16 protein-coding genes and 2 tRNA genes are annotated in these 19,645 nt (G+C 69.7%); 6 read left to right on the forward strand and 12 right to left on the reverse strand.

From position 1 onward, the window contains the following. Positions 1 to 16 precede the first annotated feature (16 nt). The 3 genes from AB0878_RS34695 (at position 17) to AB0878_RS34705 (ending at position 2,404) form a co-directional block, all read left to right on the forward strand. A complete protein-coding gene (locus AB0878_RS34695; protein ID WP_366584517.1) occupies positions 17 to 658 on the forward strand; it encodes a response regulator transcription factor in 642 nt (213 codons plus the stop codon). Positions 659 to 738: 80 nt separating this feature from the next. Continuing rightward, complete coding sequence (locus AB0878_RS34700; RefSeq protein ID WP_366584584.1) at positions 739 to 972, forward strand: hypothetical protein; 234 nt, start codon at positions 739 to 741, stop codon at positions 970 to 972. A gap of 94 nt (positions 973 to 1,066) precedes the next feature. Beyond that, positions 1,067 to 2,404, forward strand: coding sequence for an acyltransferase (locus AB0878_RS34705; RefSeq protein ID WP_366584519.1), 1,338 nt, complete (start codon positions 1,067 to 1,069; stop codon positions 2,402 to 2,404). Here AB0878_RS34705 and AB0878_RS34710 read toward each other — a convergent pair. The 8 genes from AB0878_RS34710 to AB0878_RS34745 form a co-directional block, all read right to left on the reverse strand. Continuing rightward, on the reverse strand, positions 2,394 to 3,290 hold the full coding sequence (locus AB0878_RS34710) for an amidohydrolase family protein (protein WP_366584521.1): 897 nt from the start codon (positions 3,288 to 3,290) through the stop codon (positions 2,394 to 2,396). The two genes, AB0878_RS34705 and AB0878_RS34710, sit on opposite strands and share 11 nt — an antisense overlap. Next, positions 3,287 to 3,769: an SsrA-binding protein SmpB gene (smpB, locus tag AB0878_RS34715; RefSeq protein ID WP_360604843.1), complete on the reverse strand. Its 483-nt coding sequence runs from the start codon at positions 3,767 to 3,769 to the stop codon at positions 3,287 to 3,289. Before smpB ends, AB0878_RS34710 begins: the two co-directional genes overlap by 4 nt. Positions 3,770 to 4,173: 404 nt before the next feature. Then, the gene (gene ftsX / locus AB0878_RS34720) at positions 4,174 to 5,067 is read right to left on the reverse strand and encodes a permease-like cell division protein FtsX (RefSeq protein ID WP_366584523.1); all 894 of its coding nucleotides are present in this window, start codon (positions 5,065 to 5,067) and stop codon (positions 4,174 to 4,176) included. Positions 5,068 to 5,125: 58 nt separating this feature from the next. Continuing rightward, positions 5,126 to 5,815: a cell division ATP-binding protein FtsE gene (ftsE, locus tag AB0878_RS34725; protein ID WP_220246574.1), complete on the reverse strand. Its 690-nt coding sequence runs from the start codon at positions 5,813 to 5,815 to the stop codon at positions 5,126 to 5,128. 220 nt (positions 5,816 to 6,035) lie between these two features. Beyond that, on the reverse strand, positions 6,036 to 7,139 hold the full coding sequence (gene prfB, locus AB0878_RS34730) for a peptide chain release factor 2 (RefSeq protein ID WP_366584525.1): 1,104 nt from the start codon (positions 7,137 to 7,139) through the stop codon (positions 6,036 to 6,038). A gap of 63 nt (positions 7,140 to 7,202) precedes the next feature. Next, entirely contained in the window at positions 7,203 to 7,703 is a 501-nt protein-coding gene (locus AB0878_RS34735) for a helix-turn-helix transcriptional regulator (protein ID WP_285970170.1), read from the reverse strand. Between the two features lie 259 nt (positions 7,704 to 7,962). After that, a tRNA-Met gene (locus tag AB0878_RS34740) sits at positions 7,963 to 8,036 on the reverse strand. A gap of 54 nt (positions 8,037 to 8,090) precedes the next feature. After that, positions 8,091 to 8,696 carry a TetR/AcrR family transcriptional regulator C-terminal domain-containing protein gene (locus AB0878_RS34745; protein WP_366584527.1) on the reverse strand — a complete coding sequence of 202 codons (606 nt, stop codon included), beginning with the start codon at positions 8,694 to 8,696 and terminating at the stop codon, positions 8,091 to 8,093. A 77-nt stretch (positions 8,697 to 8,773) separates the two neighbouring features. Between AB0878_RS34745 and AB0878_RS34750 the strand changes: the two genes are divergently transcribed. Beyond that, positions 8,774 to 10,180 carry an FAD-dependent monooxygenase gene (locus AB0878_RS34750; RefSeq protein ID WP_366584529.1) on the forward strand — a complete coding sequence of 469 codons (1,407 nt, stop codon included), beginning with the start codon at positions 8,774 to 8,776 and terminating at the stop codon, positions 10,178 to 10,180. Positions 10,181 to 10,851: 671 nt separating this feature from the next. Here the strand turns inward: AB0878_RS34750 and AB0878_RS34755 are convergent. The 3 genes from AB0878_RS34755 to AB0878_RS34765 all read right to left on the reverse strand — a co-directional run bounded on the left by AB0878_RS34755 (position 10,852) and on the right by AB0878_RS34765 (position 15,700). Further along, complete coding sequence (locus AB0878_RS34755; protein WP_366584531.1) at positions 10,852 to 11,961, reverse strand: cytochrome P450; 1,110 nt, start codon at positions 11,959 to 11,961, stop codon at positions 10,852 to 10,854. 598 nt (positions 11,962 to 12,559) lie between these two features. Further along, a tRNA-Met gene (locus AB0878_RS34760) sits at positions 12,560 to 12,633 on the reverse strand. A 67-nt stretch (positions 12,634 to 12,700) separates the two neighbouring features. Further along, positions 12,701 to 15,700: a UPF0182 family protein gene (locus tag AB0878_RS34765; protein WP_366584586.1), complete on the reverse strand. Its 3,000-nt coding sequence runs from the start codon at positions 15,698 to 15,700 to the stop codon at positions 12,701 to 12,703. 165 nt (positions 15,701 to 15,865) lie between these two features. Between AB0878_RS34765 and AB0878_RS34770 the strand changes: the two genes are divergently transcribed. Next, the gene (locus tag AB0878_RS34770) at positions 15,866 to 16,426 is read left to right on the forward strand and encodes a PPA1309 family protein (protein ID WP_366584533.1); all 561 of its coding nucleotides are present in this window, start codon (positions 15,866 to 15,868) and stop codon (positions 16,424 to 16,426) included. 82 nt (positions 16,427 to 16,508) lie between these two features. Here AB0878_RS34770 and AB0878_RS34775 read toward each other — a convergent pair whose 3' ends face one another. Continuing rightward, complete coding sequence (locus AB0878_RS34775) at positions 16,509 to 17,630, reverse strand: PDZ domain-containing protein (protein WP_366584535.1); 1,122 nt, start codon at positions 17,628 to 17,630, stop codon at positions 16,509 to 16,511. A gap of 89 nt (positions 17,631 to 17,719) precedes the next feature. On the opposite strand from AB0878_RS34775, the gene AB0878_RS34780 reads away from it, so the two are divergent. Further along, on the forward strand, positions 17,720 to 19,120 hold the full coding sequence (locus tag AB0878_RS34780; RefSeq protein WP_366584537.1) for a zinc-dependent metalloprotease: 1,401 nt from the start codon (positions 17,720 to 17,722) through the stop codon (positions 19,118 to 19,120). Positions 19,121 to 19,645 lie beyond the last annotated feature (525 nt).

Consider the following 19,645-nt stretch of genomic DNA (forward strand, 5'->3'; position numbering starts at 1 on the left):
CGAGCCTGGGGGCCTGATGCGAGTAGTGATCGCCGAAGACGCCGTGCTGCTGCGGGCGGGGGTCACGCGCCTGCTCGCCGACGAGGGCATCGAGACCGTCGCCGCCGTCGACAACGGGGACGACCTGCTCGGCGCGGTCACCGAACACCGGCCCGACCTCGCGATCGTCGACGTGCGCATGCCGCCCACGTTCACCGACGAAGGCCTGCGCGCCGCCCTCGCCGCGCGCACCGCCGTGCCCGGCCTGCCCGTACTGGTGCTTTCCCAGTACGTCGAGGAGAGCTATGCGGTCGAGCTGCTCTCCGGCGGCGCCGGCGGGGTCGGTTACCTGCTCAAGGAACGCGTCGCCGACGTCGCCGACTTCCTCGACGCGGTGCGCCGCGTTGCGAACGGCGGCACGGCGATCGACCCGGACGTGATCGCGCAGCTGATGGCGCGCGGGCGCCGCAACCCGCTCGACGCGCTCACCGCGCGCGAATCGGAAGTGCTGGGCCTGATGGCGCAAGGGTTGTCGAACACGGCGATCGCCAACCGGCTCGTGGTGTCGCACGGTGCCGTCGAAAAGCACATCGGCAACATCTTCTCCAAGCTCGGTCTCGAAGCCAGCTCGGAAGAACACCGGCGCGTGCGAGCGGTCCTGACGTACCTGGGCCGCTGACGGCCCGTCACCCGTATTGGCGGCAGCACGCGCGTGAGGGCCTCGCTTACCATGGACCGATGTCTGGTGAGGAGTTCCCGGTGACCGACCGCAGCGTCCGCTTCTTCGGCGGTCCGCTCGACGGCCGTGTCCAGGAGCTCACGGACGAAGAACCGGTGCCGGGCACGATCGTGCGCCACATCCACCTCCACGGCGGCCCGAAGATCGAGACGCTGTACGAGCTCGGCATGACCGAGCACGGCTGGGAGTACCGCGTGAGCGCCACGCACTCGGAACCGTCGCACTCCGAACCGGAGCCCGACGGCCTGAGGTAGGGACAACCCCCGTACCGACCACGGGCTGACCGGAGGTCGAACTCGGCGGCTCACCCCGCTGTCTCACAAGGCTTCAGCGACCAGCCTTGGAGGCATGACGACAAGCCTGCTGCGGGTCAGCACCGCGACCGGAAAACCCGGCCGCGACAAGTTCCTCGACGTGGTCCGGGCAGGCGCGATCCTGGCCGTGATCACGCAGCACTGGGTGATGCCGGTGGTCTCCTACTCCCACGGCACGCTGGCCACGGGCAACGCGCTCGCGACGCCCGGCTGGTGGGTTGTGACGTGGCTTTCGCAAGTGATGCCATTGGTCTTCTTCGCCGGCGGCGCGGCGAACCTGTTCTCCTTGCGCCGCGTGGAATCCTCCCGCGCGTGGCTCGCCGCGCGCGTCCGAAGGCTGCTGGTACCGGTGCTTCCGCTGCTGGCCGTGTGGCTCGTGGTGCCCGATCTGCTGCAGGGCATGGGAATTCCGGCTCAGCCGCTGCAGGTGGCGAGCTCGATCGCCGCGCAGCTGTTGTGGTTCCTGTCCGTCTACCTGCTCACGGTGCTGCTCACGCCGCTGATGGTCGCGGCGCACCGCCGCTGGGGCCTGTGGGTGCCGCTGGTGATGGCCGTGGCGGGCGCGCTCGTCGACGTCGCGCGGTTCGCCGACCTCGGCCTGATCGGGTACGTCAACGCGGTGTTCGTGTGGGTGGCCGTGCACCAGCTCGGTTTCGCGTACGTGGAAGGCCGGCTGGGCGAGCTGACCCGCCGTGGTGCGCTCGCGCTGTCCGCCGCCGGGTTCGGGGTCACGGCGCTGCTGGTCGCGTTCGGTCCGTACCCGGCCAGCATGATCGGCATGCCGGGCGCCCCGGTGTCGAACATGAGCCCGCCCACCGTGTTGCTGCTGTTCCTGGCCGTGGGTCAGCTCGGTCTGCTGCTCGCGTTCCGCCCGCAGCTCAACGCGCTGGCCGCGCGGCCGGGCATCGGCAGCGCGCTGAGCTGGATCGGCGCCCGGTTCATGACCGTGTACCTGTGGCACATGCCGGCCCTGATCGTCGTCTCCGGCGTGACGGTGCTCGGCCTCGGCTACGCGACGCCGGCGCCCGGTTCGGTGCTGTGGCTCGTGATGGCGCCGGCGTGGTTCGCGTTGTGTGGGGCCGTGCTGCTGGTGCTGCTGCGGCTGTTCTCCCGCTTCGAGACGCAGCGCGACGACGTGGTGGTCACCGCGCGGACGCCGCAGCTCGTGCTCGCCGGGCTGCTCGCGTCCGGTGGCCTGCTCGGGCTCGCGGCGCACGGGTTCCAGCCGTTGAGCGAAGGCTTCGCGCACGGCCCGATCCCCTGGGTCGTACTGCTCGCCGCCGGGTTCGCGCTGGCCGGCCGCCAGGTGTCGCTGACGCCGCTGCTCGGCCGGGCCGTCGCGATCACGGAGGCGGCGAAGGTCAAACGCTGAGCAGCTTCGCGGGGGTGTCGTGCAGCACGGCCCGCAGGAACGGCTCACCCAGGCGATCGTCGGCCGCCCAGCCGGCGATCGCCTGCAGCTGCGTGGCGTAGGAGTACGGGATGTTCGGGAAGTCGGTGCCCAGCACCACGCGGTCGGCGAACTCGACGAGCCGGTCGGTCCAGTCGGCAGGCAGCGGCGACATCTTCTGCACGAACGGCACGCCGACCATGGTCGTGTCGATGTGCACGCGCGGGAAGCGGGCCATCAGCTCGAACGCGCTGGTGAACTCGGGCATCGCCGCGTGGGCCAGCACGGCCGTGAGGTTCGGGTGCCGTTCGAGGACCTCGGCGAACACGTTCAGGCCCGTGAAGTCGCCGCGCAGCGGCCCGTGTCCACAGTGGACGACCACGGGCACGCCCGCGTCGGCCAGCGAACCCCACACCGGCTTCAGCAGGTCGTCCCGCGGGTCGTACGCGCCGACCTGCACGTGGGCCTTGAAGCACCGCGCACCGGCCCGCAGGGTGGCGTCCACTGAGGACGCGGCGGCCGGCTCGGGGTAGAAGGTCCCCGTGGGCACCGCTTCGGGCACCTGCTCGGCGAACTCCAGCACCCACGAGGTGAGCCACTCCGCCATGCCCGGCTTGTGCGGGTACACCAGCGGCGCGAACTGCTTCACGCCTAGCTCGCGCAGCGTCTGCACGCGCTCTTGCTCCGTGGTCCGGTAGTGCACCGGCCATTCGGTGCCGTAGTGTGTCTGCGCCTGGTCGAAGTAGGCCCAGACCTTGTCCATAACGGACTTCGGCAGGAAGTGCACGTGGATGTCGACGAGCCCGTCGAGGCCGAGGGCAGCGGTCCACCGAGCGACGTCGGCGTCCGAGGCGGGACCGAGCGTCACTCCGTGAACCGGCCCTTCAGCGCGCGGCCCATGGCCTTGCTGATGTCGCGTTCGGCATCGCGTTTGGCCAGCGTCTGGCGCTTGTCGTAGGCCTTCTTGCCCTTGGCCAGGGCGATCTCGACCTTGACCTTGCCGTCTTTGAAGTACATCGACAGCGGTACGAGCGACAGGCCGCTCTCCTTCGTCTTGCCGATCAGCTTCTCGATCTCACTGCGGTGCAGCAGCAGCTTGCGCGTGCGCCGCGGCATGTGGTTGGTCCAGGTGCCCTGCGTGTACTCCGGGATGTGCACGTTGCGCAGCCACACCTCACCGTCGTCGACGGTCGCGAACGCGTCGACCAGCGAGGCCTTGCCCTCCCGAAGGCTCTTCACCTCCGTGCCCTGCAGCACCAGTCCCGCTTCGTAGGTGTCCAGGATGGAGTAGTCGTGCCGAGCCTTGCGGTTCGACGCGATGACCTTCTGTCCACGTTCCTTGGGCATGATGTCAACTCTACGTGGTTTTCCCCGCGGGAGCCGACAGGGTTTCCCCGTGCTGCTCCCCTGGTCAGGACACCGCGCTGAGCCACCGATCCGGCGTGCCGGGCTCGTCGGCGGCGGGTGCGGGCCGGGGAAGGCCCGCGCCGTGACGATCGCCTCGGCCGCCTTGGCCGGGTCGCCCGGCTGCACGCCGTCGGCGGCCGCCAGCGCGGCGCGGCTCGGACCGGTTCGAGCTGCTCGCGGTAGACCTCGCCGACCGCGCAGAACAGCAACACCCCCGGCTCGGTGAACGCCGTCCGGAACGCGCCCGGCTCCACGATCACCACGTGCACAACGGCCCGTGCGCCGAAAACGACAACGCCGCGTGGGCAGGACCGAAATCCTGCCCACGCGGCGTCGGGGCGAAGCTAGTGGCGAACGTACAGGCGGAGCGTGACGTAGCCGGTGATCGCCGAGATCACGACCGACACGGCCAGCAGGATCGGCGCCACGGGGAACAGCAGCTCCAGCGTGGTGATCTGCGGGAAGACCTCACCCGTCAGCACCGAGTCGAGGAACGTGAGCTTGGCAGCCAGCAGGAACAGGATGCCGAGCACGGCACCGACCACGCCGGCGACCACCGCCTCCAGGAGGAACGGTAGCTGTGTGTACCAGCGGGTGGCGCCCACGAGCCGCATGATGCCGACCTCCGTGCGCCGCGTGAACGCCGACACCTGGATGGTGTTCGCGATCAGCAGCAGCGCCGCGATGGCCATGATGAGCGCGATGCCGAACGCGATGTTGCGGATGCCGTTGAACACGTTGAACACGCGGTCGAGGAACTTCTTCTGGTCGTCGACCTTGCGCACGCCGGGCTTGCCCGAGTACTCGGCGATGATGGCGGCGCTGCGGTCCGGGTCCTTCAGCTTGACCTGCAGCGACGCCGGCAGCGCCTCCGGGCCGGTGAGCTCCAGCAGCTCGGGCTGGCTCGCGAAGATCTTCTTGAACCGCTCGTAGGCCTGGTCGCGGTTCTCGTACACCACGGACTCGACGCCCGGGTTGTTCTGCAGCGACTCACGCAGGCCGCTGCACAGCGGCTGCGAGCAGTTCTTGTCGTTGGCGCTGATGTCCTCGACGAGGCTGACCTGCACCTCGACCTCGGCGAGGAAGTTCGCCTTCATCTTGTCGATCGTCCGCACGGCCAGGAGGCCACCGCCGAGCATGGCGAGGGAGACCGCCGTGGTGAGGATCATCGCGATGGTCATCGTGACGTTCCGGCGCAAACCGGTGAGGACCTCGCTGAAGACGAAACTGGCACGCATCGCAGGTGTCTGTCCCTTGTTGGGTCGGGGCTGTCGGGGAAGGCGGGCGGCGGGTCGCTCAGCGACCGATGCCGTACACCCCGCGGGCGTCGTCGCGGATCACGCGGCCGAGCTGCAGCTCGACGACCCGGCGCCGCATCGAGTCCACGATGGAGTGGTCGTGGGTGGCCATCAGCACGGTCGTGCCCGTGCGGTTGATGCGCTCCAGCAGCAGCATGATGTCCTGGCTCGTGTCGGGGTCCAGGTTCCCGGTCGGTTCGTCGGCCAGCAGCACCAGCGGCCGGTTCACGAACGCGCGCGCGATCGCCACGCGCTGCTGCTCGCCACCGGAGAGCTCGTTGGGCAGGCGGTCGGCCTTGCCTTCCAGGCCCACGAGCTCCAGCACCTCCGGCACGACCTTCTTGATGGTCAGCCGCGGCTTGCCGATCACCTCGAGCGCGAACGCGACGTTCTCGGCCACCGTCTTGTTGGCCAGCAGGCGGAAGTCCTGGAAGACGCAGCCGATCGTCTGGCGCAGGCGGGGGACCCTGCGCCGCGCGAGCTTGGCGACGTCGAAGTTGGACACCATCACGCGGCCCTTGCTCGGGACCTCTTCGCGCAGCAGCAGACGCAGGAACGTCGACTTCCCGGAACCCGAAGGGCCGATGAGGAAGACGAACTCACCCTTGTCGATCTCGACCGACACCCGTTCGAGGGCAGGACGGGTCGAGGTCTTGTAGACCTTGGAAACCTCTTCGAGCCGGATCACGGTTCGGCATACTACCCATGGGCCTCGTTAAGCCCGGGTTGCCCGTGCCCCCTAAACGAGCAAGGGACCTCAGCCGTCGCCAAGCGTGGCTTTTGCCGCGCCGGACGGTAGCGGAAGTCCCTTGCCCCGGAATCGGTTCCGGGTGTCGACAGTGGATCCGGCCGCCTGTCGATGGATCAGGCGACTGTGGACTCAGCCGGACTCGGAGGTAGCCGCGCGGTTACGCGACCGCGGCCTGCTTGCGCCAGCGGATGCCGGCCTCGAGGAAGCCGTCGATCTCGCCGTCGAGCACGGCGCTCGGGTTGCCGACCTCGAAGTCGGTGCGCAGGTCCTTGACCATCTGGTACGGGTGCAGCACGTAGGAGCGCATCTGGTTGCCCCAGCTGGAGCCGCCGTCCTTGAGGGCGTCCATTTCGGCCCGCTCCTCTTCCTTCTTGCGCAGCATCAGGCGGGCCTGCAGGACCTTCAGCGCCGCGGCCTTGTTCTGCAGCTGCGACTTCTCGTTCTGGCAGGAGACGACGATGCCGGTCGGCAGGTGCGTGATCCGCACCGCGGAGTCGGTGGTGTTCACGCTCTGTCCACCGGGGCCTGACGAGCGGTACACGTCGACGCGGATGTCCTTCTCCGCGATGTCGACGTGGTCGACCTCCTCGACCTCCGGCAGCACCTCGACGTGGGCGAAGGACGTCTGGCGGCGGCTCTGGTTGTCGAACGGCGAGATCCGCACCAGGCGGTGGGTGCCCTGCTCGACCGAGAGGGTGCCGTAGACGTAGGGGGCGCTCACCTTGAACGTCGCCGACTTGATGCCCGCCTCTTCGGCGTAGGAGATGTCGTAGACGTCGGTCGGGTAGCCGTGGCGCTCGGCCCAGCGCAGGTACATGCGCAGCAGCATCTCGGCCCAGTCGGCCGCGTCGACGCCGCCGGCTTCCGCGCGGATCGTGACGACGGCGTTGCGGTCGTCGTACTCACCGGACAGCAGCGTGCGGACCTCGAGCGCGTCGACGTCCTTGCCGAGGTCGGTGAGGTCGCCCTCCGCCTCCTGCATGCTGCCGGCGTCGCCCTCGGCCTCGGCCAGCTCGTAGAGCACGCCCAGGTCGTCGAGGCGCGATCGCAGGTCGGACACGCGGCGCAGCTCGCTCTGGCGGTGCGAGAGCTGGCTGGTGACCTTCTGCGCCTCCTCCGGGTTGTCCCAGAGGGTGGGGCTGGAGGCCTGCTGCTCGAGCTCCGCGACCTGCGCACGCAGCGCATCGAGGTCCATCACCGACTCGATCTGCGTCAGCTTGCCGGTCAGGTCCTTGAGGGCCGCATCGAACTCATCACTCACGTTTACCAAGGTTACGGCAAAACCCACGACCGGTTGCGAACCGGTCGTGGGCTGTGGCGTGGGTCAGGCCGACGGGATGGCGTCGAGCAGCTTCAGGGCGGCCTTGGCCTGCGCCTGAGCGAACTCGGCGACGGCCTTGGCGTAGGGGCCGTCGGCCGCCTTGGTGGCCGCCTTGGCCTCGTCGAGCTGCACCTGGTAGGTGCCGCGAGCGGTCTCGAGCAGAGCGGTGCGCTGCTTCGCCGTGAGCGAACCGGCGTGCACGAGCCGCAGGATGAGCGGGCTGCGCAGGTGGTCGGGACCGGCCTCGGACGTGAGCCACGTCTTGAAGGCCTTCTTGCCGGCCGCGGTGAGCACGTACTGCTGGCTCGAGCGCGGACCCTGCTTGCCCAGCCGGACGAGGCCCTCCTTGGACAACGCCGGGAGCTCGCGGTAGACCTGGCTGCGGGTGACACTGAAGAAGGCGCCGAAGCGCTCGTCGGCTCCCGCGACCAGCTGCCCGCCCGTGGCGGGACCGTCGTGGAGGAGACCGAGCAGAGCGGCGGCTGTTGCATTCAATTCGGACACACCTCTACGTTCCCACTTCTTCGGCGGTATGTCCACAGTGGCCTCGGGATCTGTCCATTGTGGCTAGTGTTATCCCCTCGTTCGGCCCAATCCGGAAGCAGGTCCACTGTGGACCTGGACACGCTCCGCAACCGCGGGGGCGCTTCTTCCGGCGCAAAACGACCAAGGGCTGCGAGCGCAACCACCACCCGAGCGAACCAGCAGGTCAGGACACGAAAAAGCCCGGCCTGCGCTGTGCGCAAACCGGGCTTTTCGACAGTAGCGGGGACAGGATTTGAACCTGCGACCTCTGGGTTATGAGCCCAGCGAGCTACCGAGCTGCTCCACCCCGCGTCGTTGTGTTTATAAGATTACACGGGGGTTCAACGCGTTTTCACCCACCCCCACTTAAGGCCTTTGTGGTGCCTCGACCTGCGACGATGACCCGTCGAGCCACTGGCGGGCGCCGGCGAGCACGATGGCCAGCCCGTCGGAAAATCCGGCTTCGGGGTCGGCCAGCACGGCCGCACCCGCGTCTTCCGGCCCGTAGCGCTCGTCGCGTTGACCACGCACCGGATACACGGCCTGCTCTTCGATGGTGAAGCCGATCACGAAGCTGTAAACGGCGAAGTGCGCCCGGGCGGCGCGCACCGGGTCGCTCCGCTCCTGCAGCGGCGGTGGCCCGATCAGGCTCGCATCCGTGAGGAACGTGCCGGAGAAGACCTTCGCGCCGTCGCGGTAGGCCAGCAGTGTGTCGTGCAGGCTCCTGGCCTGGTGCTCCAGGCGCTGCCATTCGTCGAGCCCGTCCGGCGGCACGCGCTCGCCCGCGGCGTCGGCGAGCATCTGCGTGGCCATCTCGTCGAGCAGTTCCTGCTTGTTCTTGACGTGCCAGTAGAGCGCCGGCGCCTTCACGCCGAGGTCGCCGGCGATCAGGCGCAGCGTCAGCCCGTTGAGGCCCACCTCGTTGAGCAGGCGCAGTCCGGAACGCGCAATGTCCCGCCTGGTCAGGGCCACGGGTTACCTCCTTGACAATTTAACGATGTTAAGGGCACCCTGGCGACGGGTCAATTTAACAACGTTAAGGAGTGCTCATGAACGAGCTGCACGCCGACGTCGTCGTCGCCGGAGCCGGGCCGACGGGCCTGATGCTGGCGGCCGAGCTGCGCCTGGCCGGCGTCGACGCCGTGGTGATCGAGCGGCTGCCCGAGCGCATCGGCCTGTCGAAGGCGCTGAACCTGCAGCCGCGCACGGCCGAGGTGCTGGACCTGCGCGGACTGCTGCCGAGAGCGGAGGAACGCGCGTTCGCCACCGTCCAGGAGGGACACTTCGCGGCCGTCCCGATCAGCTACGCCGGGTGGGACACGCGGCGCCCCTACCAGCTGGGCATCCCGCAGGCGCAGGTCGAGGAGCTGCTGGAAGAGCGCTTCGCGGAGCTCGGCGGCAAGGTGCTGCGCGGGCACGAGCTGGTGGGGCTGTCGCAGGACGCGGCGGGCGTCCGCGTGGTCACGCCGGAGCTCGTCCTGAGCTGCCGCTACCTGGTCGGCTGCGACGGCGGCCGCAGCACCGTGCGCAAGCTGCTGGACGTGCCCTTCGAAGGCGAGGACGGCGCCGGCTACGGCGTGGTGGCCGATGTCGTCGTAGATCGGATCCCCGACCGCGCCACCGGCACGTGGACGTCGATGCGCGGAATGGTCCAGTCCGCCGGCGCGACGGGCTTCTGCGGCCTCATCCCGCTCTCCGAGCCGCTCCTGTACCGCCTGACCTTCGGCGACCGCGCGCAGCGACCCGCGACGTTCGGCTCACCGGTCACCGAGGCCGAGGTCCACACGGCCTTCGCCGCGACCTACGGCCCGGCGGTGATCAAGGAAATCCGCTGGCTGTCCCGCTTCTCCGACGCGTCCCGCCTGGCGGCACAGTATCGAGTCGGCCGCGTTCTGCTGGCCGGCGACGCCGCCCACATCCACTTCCCCGCCGGCGGCCAGGGCCTCAACCTGGGCGTCCAGGACGCCGCCAACCTGGGCTGGAAGCTCGCCGCGGCCCTCAACGGCTTCACCGACGTGCTCGACACGTATGAAACCGAACGCCGCGCCGTCGGCGCCGCCGTGCTCGACAACGTCGCCGCCCAGAACGGCCTCATCCCGCAAAGCCGTTCCAGCCGCGCTTTGCGCGCGCTCTTCACCACGCTCGCCGACCTGCCCGACGTGTCCCACCACCTGTCCGGCCTGGTCTCCGGCCTCGCCGTCCGCTACCCCGCGCCCACGGACACCCACCCCCTCACCGGCACCCGCCTCCCCGACTTCCGCCTCCCCGACGGCTCCTGGGCCAGCACCCTCTTCCACACGGGCCACCACGTCCTGCTCACCACCCCGGGCGCCGATCTGTCGGCCCTGCCGCGCGTTCCGGGCCCACTGTCCACAACGGACCTCCCGGCCCTGCCGTTCGCCCCCGCCGCCCTGATCCGCCCCGACGGCTACTTCGCCTGGCTGCCCCTCACCTGACGGCCCCCGGCAGACTTCGCACGTTCACCGTCTCCGCCCACTCCGGCTCCCCGGCCAACCACAGCTCCGGCACCCCGGCTCGCCAACTCCCGCAACCCGCGCGAGCGGCACCTTCGCCGCCGTCCTCGCCCGCCGACGACCCCGCCGCCCGGCTGCCCTTCACCTGACGGCCCCGGCAGACTTCGCGTGATCACCGTCCCCGCCCACGCTGGTTCGCCGGCCAGCCGCAGCTCCGGCGCCCCGACTCGCGAGCTCCCGCAACACCATCGGCGCAAGCGGCTACGTCGTTGCCATCCTCGCCCGCCCCGACGACCCGCCGCTCGGCTGCCTTTCACCTGACGGCTCGGCAGACTTCGCAGGCCGCGCAACGTCACCGCCCGCGCGACGACCCGCCGCCAACCACAGACGGGGCGAAGCTCGCGAGCTCCCGCAACACCATCCACGCGAGCGGCTAGGTCGCCCCGTCCTCGCCCGCCCCGGCGACCCTTCCGCCTGGCCGCGGGTCACCTGACCACGACCGATAACGTCCGCAGCCCGCGCAACGTCATCGTCTTCGCCCACTCCGGCTCCCCGACCAGCCGAGGCTCGCCAACTCCCGCAACCCCATCTGCACGAGCAGCTACGTTGCCGCCACCCTCACCCGCCCCGACGCCCCGCCTCCTGGCCGCCCGTCACCTCACGACGACCGGCAACGTCCGCAGCCCGCGCAGTGTCACCGTCTCCGCCCACTCCGGCTCCCCCGTCGGCCGCAGCTCCGGCGCCCGGCGCGCGAGCTCCCGCAACACCGTGCGCCCCTGCAGTCGCGCCAGGGGAGCGCCCAGGCAGAAGTGGATCCCGCGTCCGAAGGCCAGGTGCCGGCCCGGCGCGCGGGTGATGTCGAACCGGTCCGGCTCGTCGAACACCCGCGGATCGCGGTTCGCCGCGCCGACCAACACCAGCACCGTCGTGCCCGCGGCGAGCTCGACGCCGCCCAGCGTCGTGTCGGTCAGGACCGTCCGCGTCGTCAGCTGGATCGGCGAGTCGTACCGCAGAACCTCCTCGACGGCCCCCTCGGCCAACGCCGCGTCACGCGCCAAAGCCCGGTACTGCTCAGGGTTCCGCAGCAACGCCAACACCCCGTTGCCGATCAAGTTCGTCGTCGTCTCGTGCCCTGCCACGAGTAACAACGTCAACGTGACCAGCAACTCCCCCTCACTGAGCCGTTCCCCCTCATCCGCCACGGCAACGAGCGCCGACAACAGATCGTCGCCCGGAGCCCTTCGCCGCTCAGCCGCCAGCTCCCTGAAGTACCCCACGAACTCCCGCCGCGCCCCGGCCGCCGCCTCCGCAACCCCGGGCGCCAACAGGAAGCCGGGCTCCGCCGCCCGCGCCATCGCCCCCGACCACGCCCCGAACCGCTCCCGGTCCCCGACCGGCACCCCCAGCAGCTCCGCGATCACCGTCACCGGCAACGGCACCGCCAGCTCCGCCATCAGATCGCCCTCGCCGGCCGCCACCACCCGCCCGACGAACTCCCCCACCAACTCCTCCACGCGCGGCACCAGCGCCTCCACCGTCCGCGCCGTGAACGCCTTTCCCACCAACCCGCGCAACCGCGTGTGATCCGGCGGATTCAAGAACGCGAACGCCCGCACCACCCGCCCGTCCCCGTCCACCGGCAGATCCGCGTCCCCACCGCCCACCACCTCGGGCTCCGGGTGCCCGAACTCCGCCCCCGTCACCACGCGCTCGGCCTCCCCGAACCCGAGCACCACCACAACCCCGTCCCCCACCCGCACCACCGGCGCCCTCCGCCGCCATTCCCCATACGCCCCATACGGATCGGCCCCCCTCGCCGCCCCGACCAACTCCCCCAACCCCAGCCCCACCGACCCCACACCTTCACCCATCCCCGCACCCTATTCCGCCCGCCACACCGCCCCTCGCTCCCCGCAAGGGCCCGGACCGACGACGCGAGGAAAGCCGAGAACCCGGCCCCCGCCAAAGGATCGCGGCGCAGAAAGCGCCTGGTGGGTTGCCCGGGCGAAGGACGTAGTTCCAGCGACTAAGGAGAGGCCGTACCGACGGGTCGGTGCATCGCGACGTGCGGGGGAGCACAACGTTCTCTCGAGCGAGCTACAAACCCCCAACATCCCTAAGCCACCTCGCCGATGAGCCCAAGAACCGCCGCGCCACCCACCGATCACGCCGAACGACTCACCGGGAATCCGAAGGCGCACAGCCCCCTCACCAACGGCCACCTCCCCACCCAACGCAACTCACCTGGGGGGTCCAGGGGGGCGAAGCCCTCCCTGGCGGGGGCCCGGGGGTCCGACCCCTGAAGAACATGCGAAAGAGGCCCGGCTTGCGCAATCCGCAAGCACGGGCCTCCTACCGTTGTAGCGGGGACAGGATTTGAACCTGCGACCTCTGGGTTATGAGCCCAGCGAGCTACCGAGCTGCTCCACCCCGCGTCGTGACACCTACCTTACGCCTGGGTTTCGGCCAGGTGCAAAGCAGGTGCCACTACCGTGCGCGAGGTCACCCGCCGGGTTGCTGCGGGGCGCCGCTGCCGGAGGGCGGGGTGGCGTTTTTGGCGTTTTCGTAGGCCTTCGCCGCGGTGTCGAGGGCCTGGAGTGCCGCGCCTTGGTCGGCGAAGTTGCCCGACTGCTGGGCGGCCTTCAGCCTCCCCAGTGCCGACTGGATGTCGGTCACCGCCTTGTCGAGGGCCGGGTTCGAGCCGCCCGAGTTGGCCGGCGGGGTGGTCGGCGTGGTCGGTGACGTGGGTGTCGACGGTGAGTTCGGCGGGGTCGACGAGGACGGTGGTGCCCCTTCGACCGGCGTGGTCGCCGCCGCGCCGGTGCCCTTGCCGAACACCTGGTCCAGTGCCTCGTTCAACGTCGGCGCGTAGCCGACCTTCGAGCCGAACGACACCAGCACGCGGGCCAGCTGCGGGTAGCTCAGCTGGTTGCGCTGTCTGATGTACACCGGTTCGACGTAGAGGAACCCGTTGGCGACCGGCAGCGTGATCATGTTGCCGTAGATGGGGATCACGTTGGGGTTGTTGAGCAGTGTCCGGTCCGAAGCGACCTGTGGATCACTTTGGAACTTGTTCTGCACCTGCACCGGCCCGTCGACTTGGTTCGCGCCGGTGACCGTGGGTAGTCGGAGCACGCGGATCGTTCCGTAGTCCTGGGGATCGGACGACACCGACATCCACGACGCGAGGTACTGCCGCTGCAGACCGGTGAGCCCGCTCGTCAGCTGGAACGTCGGCGTGCCTTCGCCCGCCGCGTCGGCGAGGACGTAGTAACCCGGTTGGTTCGCGACGTTCGCCGCCGCTGTGGTCGCGCTGCCGTCTTCCGTCGGGTCCTGCGGGACGCTCCAGAACGACTGCTGCGCGTAGAACTGCTGCGGGTTGTCCACGTGGTACCGGGCGAGCAGCTCACGCTGGACCTTGAAGAGATCTTCGGGGTAACGGAAGTGCGCGCGCAGGTCCGGCGGGATCTCGGCGCTCGGCTTCACGAGGCCCGGGAACACCTTCTCCCACGCGTCGAGCACGGGTTCCTTGTCGTCGATCGAGTACAGGGTGACCGTGCCGTCGAACGCGTCGACGGTCGCCTTCACCGAGTTGCGGATGTAGTTGATCGAGTTGTTGGCCTGGCGCGTGACGCCGTTGAGCGAGTCGTTGGTGGCATCGCCGAGCTGGGTCTGCTGGGAGTACGGGTAGTTGTTGAGCGTGGTGTACCCGTCGACGATCCACACGATCTTGCCGTTGACGACCGCCGGGTACGGGTCCCCGTCGAGCGTCAGCCACGGCGCGACCTTGCTGACGCGGTCGCGCGGGGTGCGGTTGTACATGATCTTCGAGCCGTCGCCGATGGCGTCGGAGAAGAGGATGTTGCGCTCGCCGTAGTTGGCCGCGAAGGCGAGCCGATTGAACCAGTTGTCGAGCGGAACGCCGCCGGTGCCGTTGTAGTAGTAGTTCTTCTGGTCCGGGGAGTCGGACTCGCCCGGGGCTTTGCCGGGGGTGCCGCCGACGATCGCGTAGTCGTTCTGGTCGGCCAGCTCGCCGTAGTAGATGCGCGGCTGGTCGACCTTGATGCCGGGCTTGCCGCCGACCGAGCCGGCGCCGGTGGGGTTCTTCGTGTCGCTGGTGCCGATGAGCGGGTAGCCGGCGCTGCTCGTGTCGGACACGTCCGTGACGGCGCGGTTGATCGTGTTGGCCGGCGCGGCGACGAAACCGTTGCCGTGGGTGTAGACGAGGTGCTTGGTGATCCAGTTGGTCTGGTTGCCCGTGAGCCCGTCGGTCTTGATCTCCTTGGCGGCCACGATGTAGTCCTGCGTGGAGCCGCCGACGGTGTAGCGGTCGATGTCGAGCTTCTCCGGGAAGCCGTAGTAGTTCTGACCACCGGCGAGCTGGGTGTAGGTGGCGGACAGCACGTTCGGGTCGAGCAGCCGGATGTTGGACACGGTGCCCGAGTCGGCCTTCACCTGGTCCTGGCTCGCCTGGTTGCTGCCTTGGTAGTCCTCGTACTTCACGTTCTGCAGCCCGAACGCCGCGCGCGTCGCGTCCATGTTGCGCTGGATCGACGTGGCTTCCTTGTCGTTCGCGTTCGGCTTCACCGAGAACTGGTCGAGGATCGCGGGCCACGCGACGCCCACCAGAACGCCCGACAGGATCAGCAGCACGAGCGCGATCGCCGGCAGCTGCAGGTTGCGCAGGAACGCTCCGGCGAAGAACGCGATCGCGCAGATCACCGAGATGCACAACAGGATCAGCTTCGCCGGCAGCACCGCGTTGAGGTCGGTGTAGGTGGCGCCGTTGAACAGCGGCATGTCGCGATCGGACAGAAGCAGGTTGTACCGGTCGAAGAAGTACTCGACCGCCTTCAGCAGCACGAAGAGGCCGACGGTGATGGCGAGCTGCGCACGCGTCGGGCCCGCCAGCTGGCCGCCGCGGCCGGCGAGGCGGATGCCGCCGAAGATGTAGTGGGCGATCAGCGCGCCGAAGAACGAGATCACGACCGTGACGAACAGCCAGCCGAGCAGCCAGTTCACGAACGGCAGGGTGAACGCGTAGAAGCCGATGTCGAGCCCGAACTGCGGGTCTTTCTGGCCGAACGACGTGCCGTTGAGGAACAGCTGGATCGTCTGCCAGTCGCCCATCGCGGACGCGCCGGCGATGAGACCCGTGATCAGCGGGATGCCGATCCCGAACAGCCGGATGCGGCTCACGATCATCGAGCGGTAGCGCGAGAGCGGGTCGTCGCTGCCCGAGACGGGCACGAACACCGGACGCGTGCGGTAGGCGATGGTGAGGCTGATCGCGAGCGAACCGCCCACGAGCAACCCGACGGCCACGAAGAGGACTATCCGCGTGAGGATTTCCGTGGTGAACACTGAGCGCGCGTGCACCTCGCCGAACCACAGCCAGTCGACGTAGGTGTCCAGCAGCCTGACACCCAGCAGCAGCGCCAGCACGATCACCGCGGCGATGATGAGGAGGATCCGGCTGCGGCGGGACAGCTTCAGGCTCACGGGGGGCCGAGTCGCCACGGCAACGCTCCTGTCTTCGTGAACACGTTCGCGGGGACAGCTGCGTCCCCTGACGGTCTAACTCTACGGATGGGTTCCCGAGTTCCCGGGACCGCCCGAATCGGACGTCGCACGACGGCGCGGGGACCGGCCTGCGACGATGTCGCCATGCAGCCGAGTGAGCCGCCCGCCGCCAACCCCGTCGCCGGCCTGGCCCGGGAAGTCGAAGAGTTCGTCGCGTCCGGGGGCTGGGACCAGCCGCCGCAGCTGTTCGCGCTGGTGCCCACCGCGGCACTGCTCGACGAGCAGCCCGAGCTGGCGGGCCAGCTCGACCGCGCGAACCCGCTGACGCCCGTCGCGCAAGAAGCGTTGCCGGAAGGTGACCTCGCCGAGTCGCTCGGCCGGATCGCGTGGCCCGAGATCGTGGTGGGCTGCGCGCTCGCGCAGGAGATCATCGTGCTGCCGCCCGACGTCGAGGCGGAGCTCGAAGGCGTCGCGGAGGCCGACGCCGAGCGCCTGCGCCGCGCGGCCGCCGACCACCCGCGGCGCACGGAGGCGCGGCTCGTGGCGGCGGTGCTGCGTGAGGGCGACGTCGCCTGCGTGATGCGGCTGCGCGGGACGCGGCCCGACGCTTCTTCGACCGAAGTGGACGCCGTCGACGAGATCGTGGAGAGCCCCGACCTCGCGCCGAACCTGCTCGACGCGTTGAAGACGACTTTCCTGCCCTGAATCCTGCCCTGAGCCCCGTCGAGCCGGGGGCCTCCGCGTGGGGGCCTCCGGGTCAGGACGGGTGCTGGCACTTCTTTCTTCCTCAGCAGTGCGCCGTGGGCCGGCCGGCCTTGAGGTTCTGGAGCTGGGTGAGCGCGTCGTCCAGAGTGGACACCTTGATCAGGTTGAGCCCGTCCGGCACGGCCGACTTCGCCTCGGCGCAGTTGTGCTCCGGCACGAGGAAGTCGGTGGCGCCGGCCTCGCGCGCGCCCACGACCTTGAACGAGATGCCGCCGATCGGGCCGACCTCGCCCGTCTCGGTGATCTCGCCGGTGCCCGCGATGTGCCGGCCGTTCGCGAGGTTGCTGTCCGGCTTCCCGGGCGGGGTGAGGCGGTCGATGATCGCCAGCGTGAACATCAGGCCGGCCGAGGGACCGCCGACGTCCTGCAGCGAGATGTTGACGTTGAACGGCGCGGTCGCGTGGTCGACGGCGGTGAGGCCCATGAAGCCCTGCGTGCGGTCGTCGCGCTTCGCGAGCGTGATCGGCACGGTGCGTTCGGGCTGGCCGTCGGCCTGGAAGGTGATCTGCACGGTCTGGCCGGGCTTGGTGTTGGTGAGGGCCTTGGCGACGTCGGCGGCTTCGGTGACCTTCGTGCCGTTGACGGTGACCAGCTTGTCGCCGGGCGCGAGCACGTGGTCGGCGGGGCTGCCGGACACGATCTCCTTGGCGAGCACCTCCACGGGGTAGCCGAGGTGGCGCAGGGCGGCGACCTGGGCGTTGGTCTGGGAGTCCTGAAGCTGCTGGATGTTCTCCTGCTTGACCTGCTCGTTGGTCTCGCCGGGGCGGTAGTACTCCTCGCGCGGCGCGAGCGCGTAGCGGCCGCTGGCCCAGAGGCCGAGCGCGGTGAAGAGGTTGATCCCGTCGTTGAGCGACACGGTGGTCATGCGCAGCTCGCCGTTGGTCTGGTACGTCTCGTGGCCCTTGACCTGGACGACCTCGTTGCCCGCGGCGTCGCGACCGAGCGTGTCGTACGTCGGGCCCGGACTGATGGCCACGTACGGCACCTGGACCAGGAAACCGGCTACGACGAACACCAGGAACAGCGCGCCGCTGACCAGCAGGGTCCAGCCGCGGCGCGTCAGGCGGCGCTCGTCGCGCACCGGTTCCCTCGACGGCTCGGTCCGGCTGTTCGCGGTCGCGGTCTCCTCGTCGGGTTTGGTCACGAGCGACAGCGTACGGTGACCGTGTTCGCTTCCCGGTGAAGGCCATGGTTGACGCGCTGGGAGAGGCCCTACCCGCGTACGGTGGACGTATGAGCAAACCCCCGTTCGGTTTCGGACCGCCCGATCCCGACAGACGAGGCGACGGTGACCCCTCGGAGCAGCCGTCCGGCGCAGAGGCGTTCAACCAGCTCGGGCAGATGCTGAGCCAGCTGGGCCAGATGCTCAGCCAGGCCGGCTCGTCGAGCGGGCCGGTGAACTACGACCTGGCGAAGCAGATCGCGCTCCAGAACCTCAGCGGCAGCGACGACGGCAAGATCGGCTTCGCGTCGTCCACCGGCGACTCGTCCACCGCCGTGCGCGACGCCGCGCACCTGGCGGAGCTGTGGCTCGACGCGGCGACGATCCTGCCCGCGGGCGCGAACACCACGGTCGCGTGGTCCGCGCGCACGTGGGTAGAGAAGACGCTGCCCACGTGGCAGCGGCTCTGCGACCCGGTCGCGCAGCAGGTTTCCGGCGCGTGGATGCAGGCGCTGCCCGAGGAGGCCAAGCAGGCCGCCGGGCCGCTGCTGTCCATGATGGGGCAGATGGGCGGGATGGCCTTCGGCTCCCAGCTCGGCAACGCGCTCGCGCAGCTGGCCCAGGAGGTGCTGACGTCCACGGAGGTCGGCCTGCCGCTGGGCCCGCCCAACACGTCGGCGCTGCTGCCCGCGAACATCGAGAAGTTCACCGAGGGGCTCGAGGTCCCCAGCAGCGAGGTGCTCGTGTTCCTCGCCGCGCGCGAGGCCGCGCACCAGCGCCTGTTCGCGCACGTGCCGTGGCTGCGGCAGCGGCTGCTGGCGACCGTGGAGGAGTTCGCCCGCGGGATCACGGTCGACACGTCCGCGCTGGAGTCGCTGGCCGGCCAGATCGACCCGTCGAACCCGGCGAGCATCGAAGAGGCCATGTCGTCCGGCTTGCTGGAGCCGAAGACCACGCCCGAGCAGCAGTCGGCGCTCAAGCGGCTCGAAACCCTGCTCGCCCTGGTCGAGGGCTGGGTCGACGTCGTGGTCGCCGAAGCCATCGGCGACCGCCTGCCGGGCGCCGACGCGCTGCGCGAGACGCTCCGCCGCCGCCGCGCCACGGGCGGCCCCGCTGAGCAGACCTTCGCGACCCTCGTGGGCCTCGAACTGCGCCCGCGCCGCATGCGCGCCGCGTCCTCCCTGTGGAAACTCGTGGGCGACCGCCACGGCACCGACAAACGCGACAGCCTCTGGTCCCACCCGGACCTCATGCCGACCGCCGAGGACCTCGACGAGCCCCTGGACTTCGCCGACCGCCTCGGCGACACCCCAGTCCTCGGCGACGACTTCGATCCGATCGCGGAGCTGGAGAAGACGGAAAAACGCGAGGCTGCTGAGTCTGGCTCTGGTTCTGACGCGGCTTCCGCCTCGGATGCCAAGCCGGACTCCGACCCCTCGGACCAGGACAAGGGCGACAACCCGACCTCCTGATCCCCTTTGGTCCAGCCCGGTCCTCCGCCGCCTTCGCGACGGAGGACCGGCTGCTTTCGGGGCTCTCAACAATTCGGCGCGCCGACCTTTCAACCCAAGGCAGCCACCGACCTTGAGCACGGGCCGTTCGGCCTGGAATCGCTCATCCCCCAGGGACAGCCAGGCCGCCGCGAACCGGTTCCAACTCGCCAAGCTCGGCACTGGCACACCGGCAGTCCAGCACCGAGACGACCGCTGGTTGAAGCCGCCGCGAGCCGGTGGGCGGCCAGGCCCCACTCCCGCGAGCCGGCCAAGTCGTGCCGTGCGCGACCTCGCGACCCCTTCACCTCACGCGCGAGCCGCAGCCTCCGCCCACGAACGGGCCCGGCTCAGTCCGCGGCAATCGCGCCGACCTGTCCCCAAGCCGGCGGCCTCCCAGCTTCCCCTCCTGCGAGCCGGCCAAGTCGTGCCGTGCGCGACCTCGCGACCCCTTCACCTCACGCGCGAGCCGCAGCCTCCGCCCACGAACGGGCCCGGCTCAGTCCG

It is taken from the genome of Amycolatopsis sp. NPDC047767 (assembly GCF_040704195.1).
Lineage (GTDB): Bacteria > Actinomycetota > Actinomycetes > Mycobacteriales > Pseudonocardiaceae > Amycolatopsis.

What these genes read in the sequence shown, in the direction of transcription:
- AB0878_RS34695 (WP_366584517.1), top strand. Translation starts at nt 17, where the DNA reads ATGCGAGTAGTGATCGCCGAAGACGCCGTGCTGCTGCGGGCGGGGGTC.
- AB0878_RS34705 (WP_366584519.1), top strand. Translation starts at nt 1,067, where the DNA reads ATGACGACAAGCCTGCTGCGGGTCAGCACCGCGACCGGAAAACCCGGC.
- smpB (WP_360604843.1), bottom strand. Translation starts at nt 3,769, where the DNA reads ATGCCCAAGGAACGTGGACAGAAGGTCATCGCGTCGAACCGCAAGGCT.
- ftsX (WP_366584523.1), bottom strand. Translation starts at nt 5,067, where the DNA reads ATGCGTGCCAGTTTCGTCTTCAGCGAGGTCCTCACCGGTTTGCGCCGG.
- AB0878_RS34750 (WP_366584529.1), top strand. Translation starts at nt 8,774, where the DNA reads ATGAACGAGCTGCACGCCGACGTCGTCGTCGCCGGAGCCGGGCCGACG.
- AB0878_RS34770 (WP_366584533.1), top strand. Translation starts at nt 15,866, where the DNA reads ATGCAGCCGAGTGAGCCGCCCGCCGCCAACCCCGTCGCCGGCCTGGCC.
- AB0878_RS34780 (WP_366584537.1), top strand. Translation starts at nt 17,720, where the DNA reads ATGAGCAAACCCCCGTTCGGTTTCGGACCGCCCGATCCCGACAGACGA.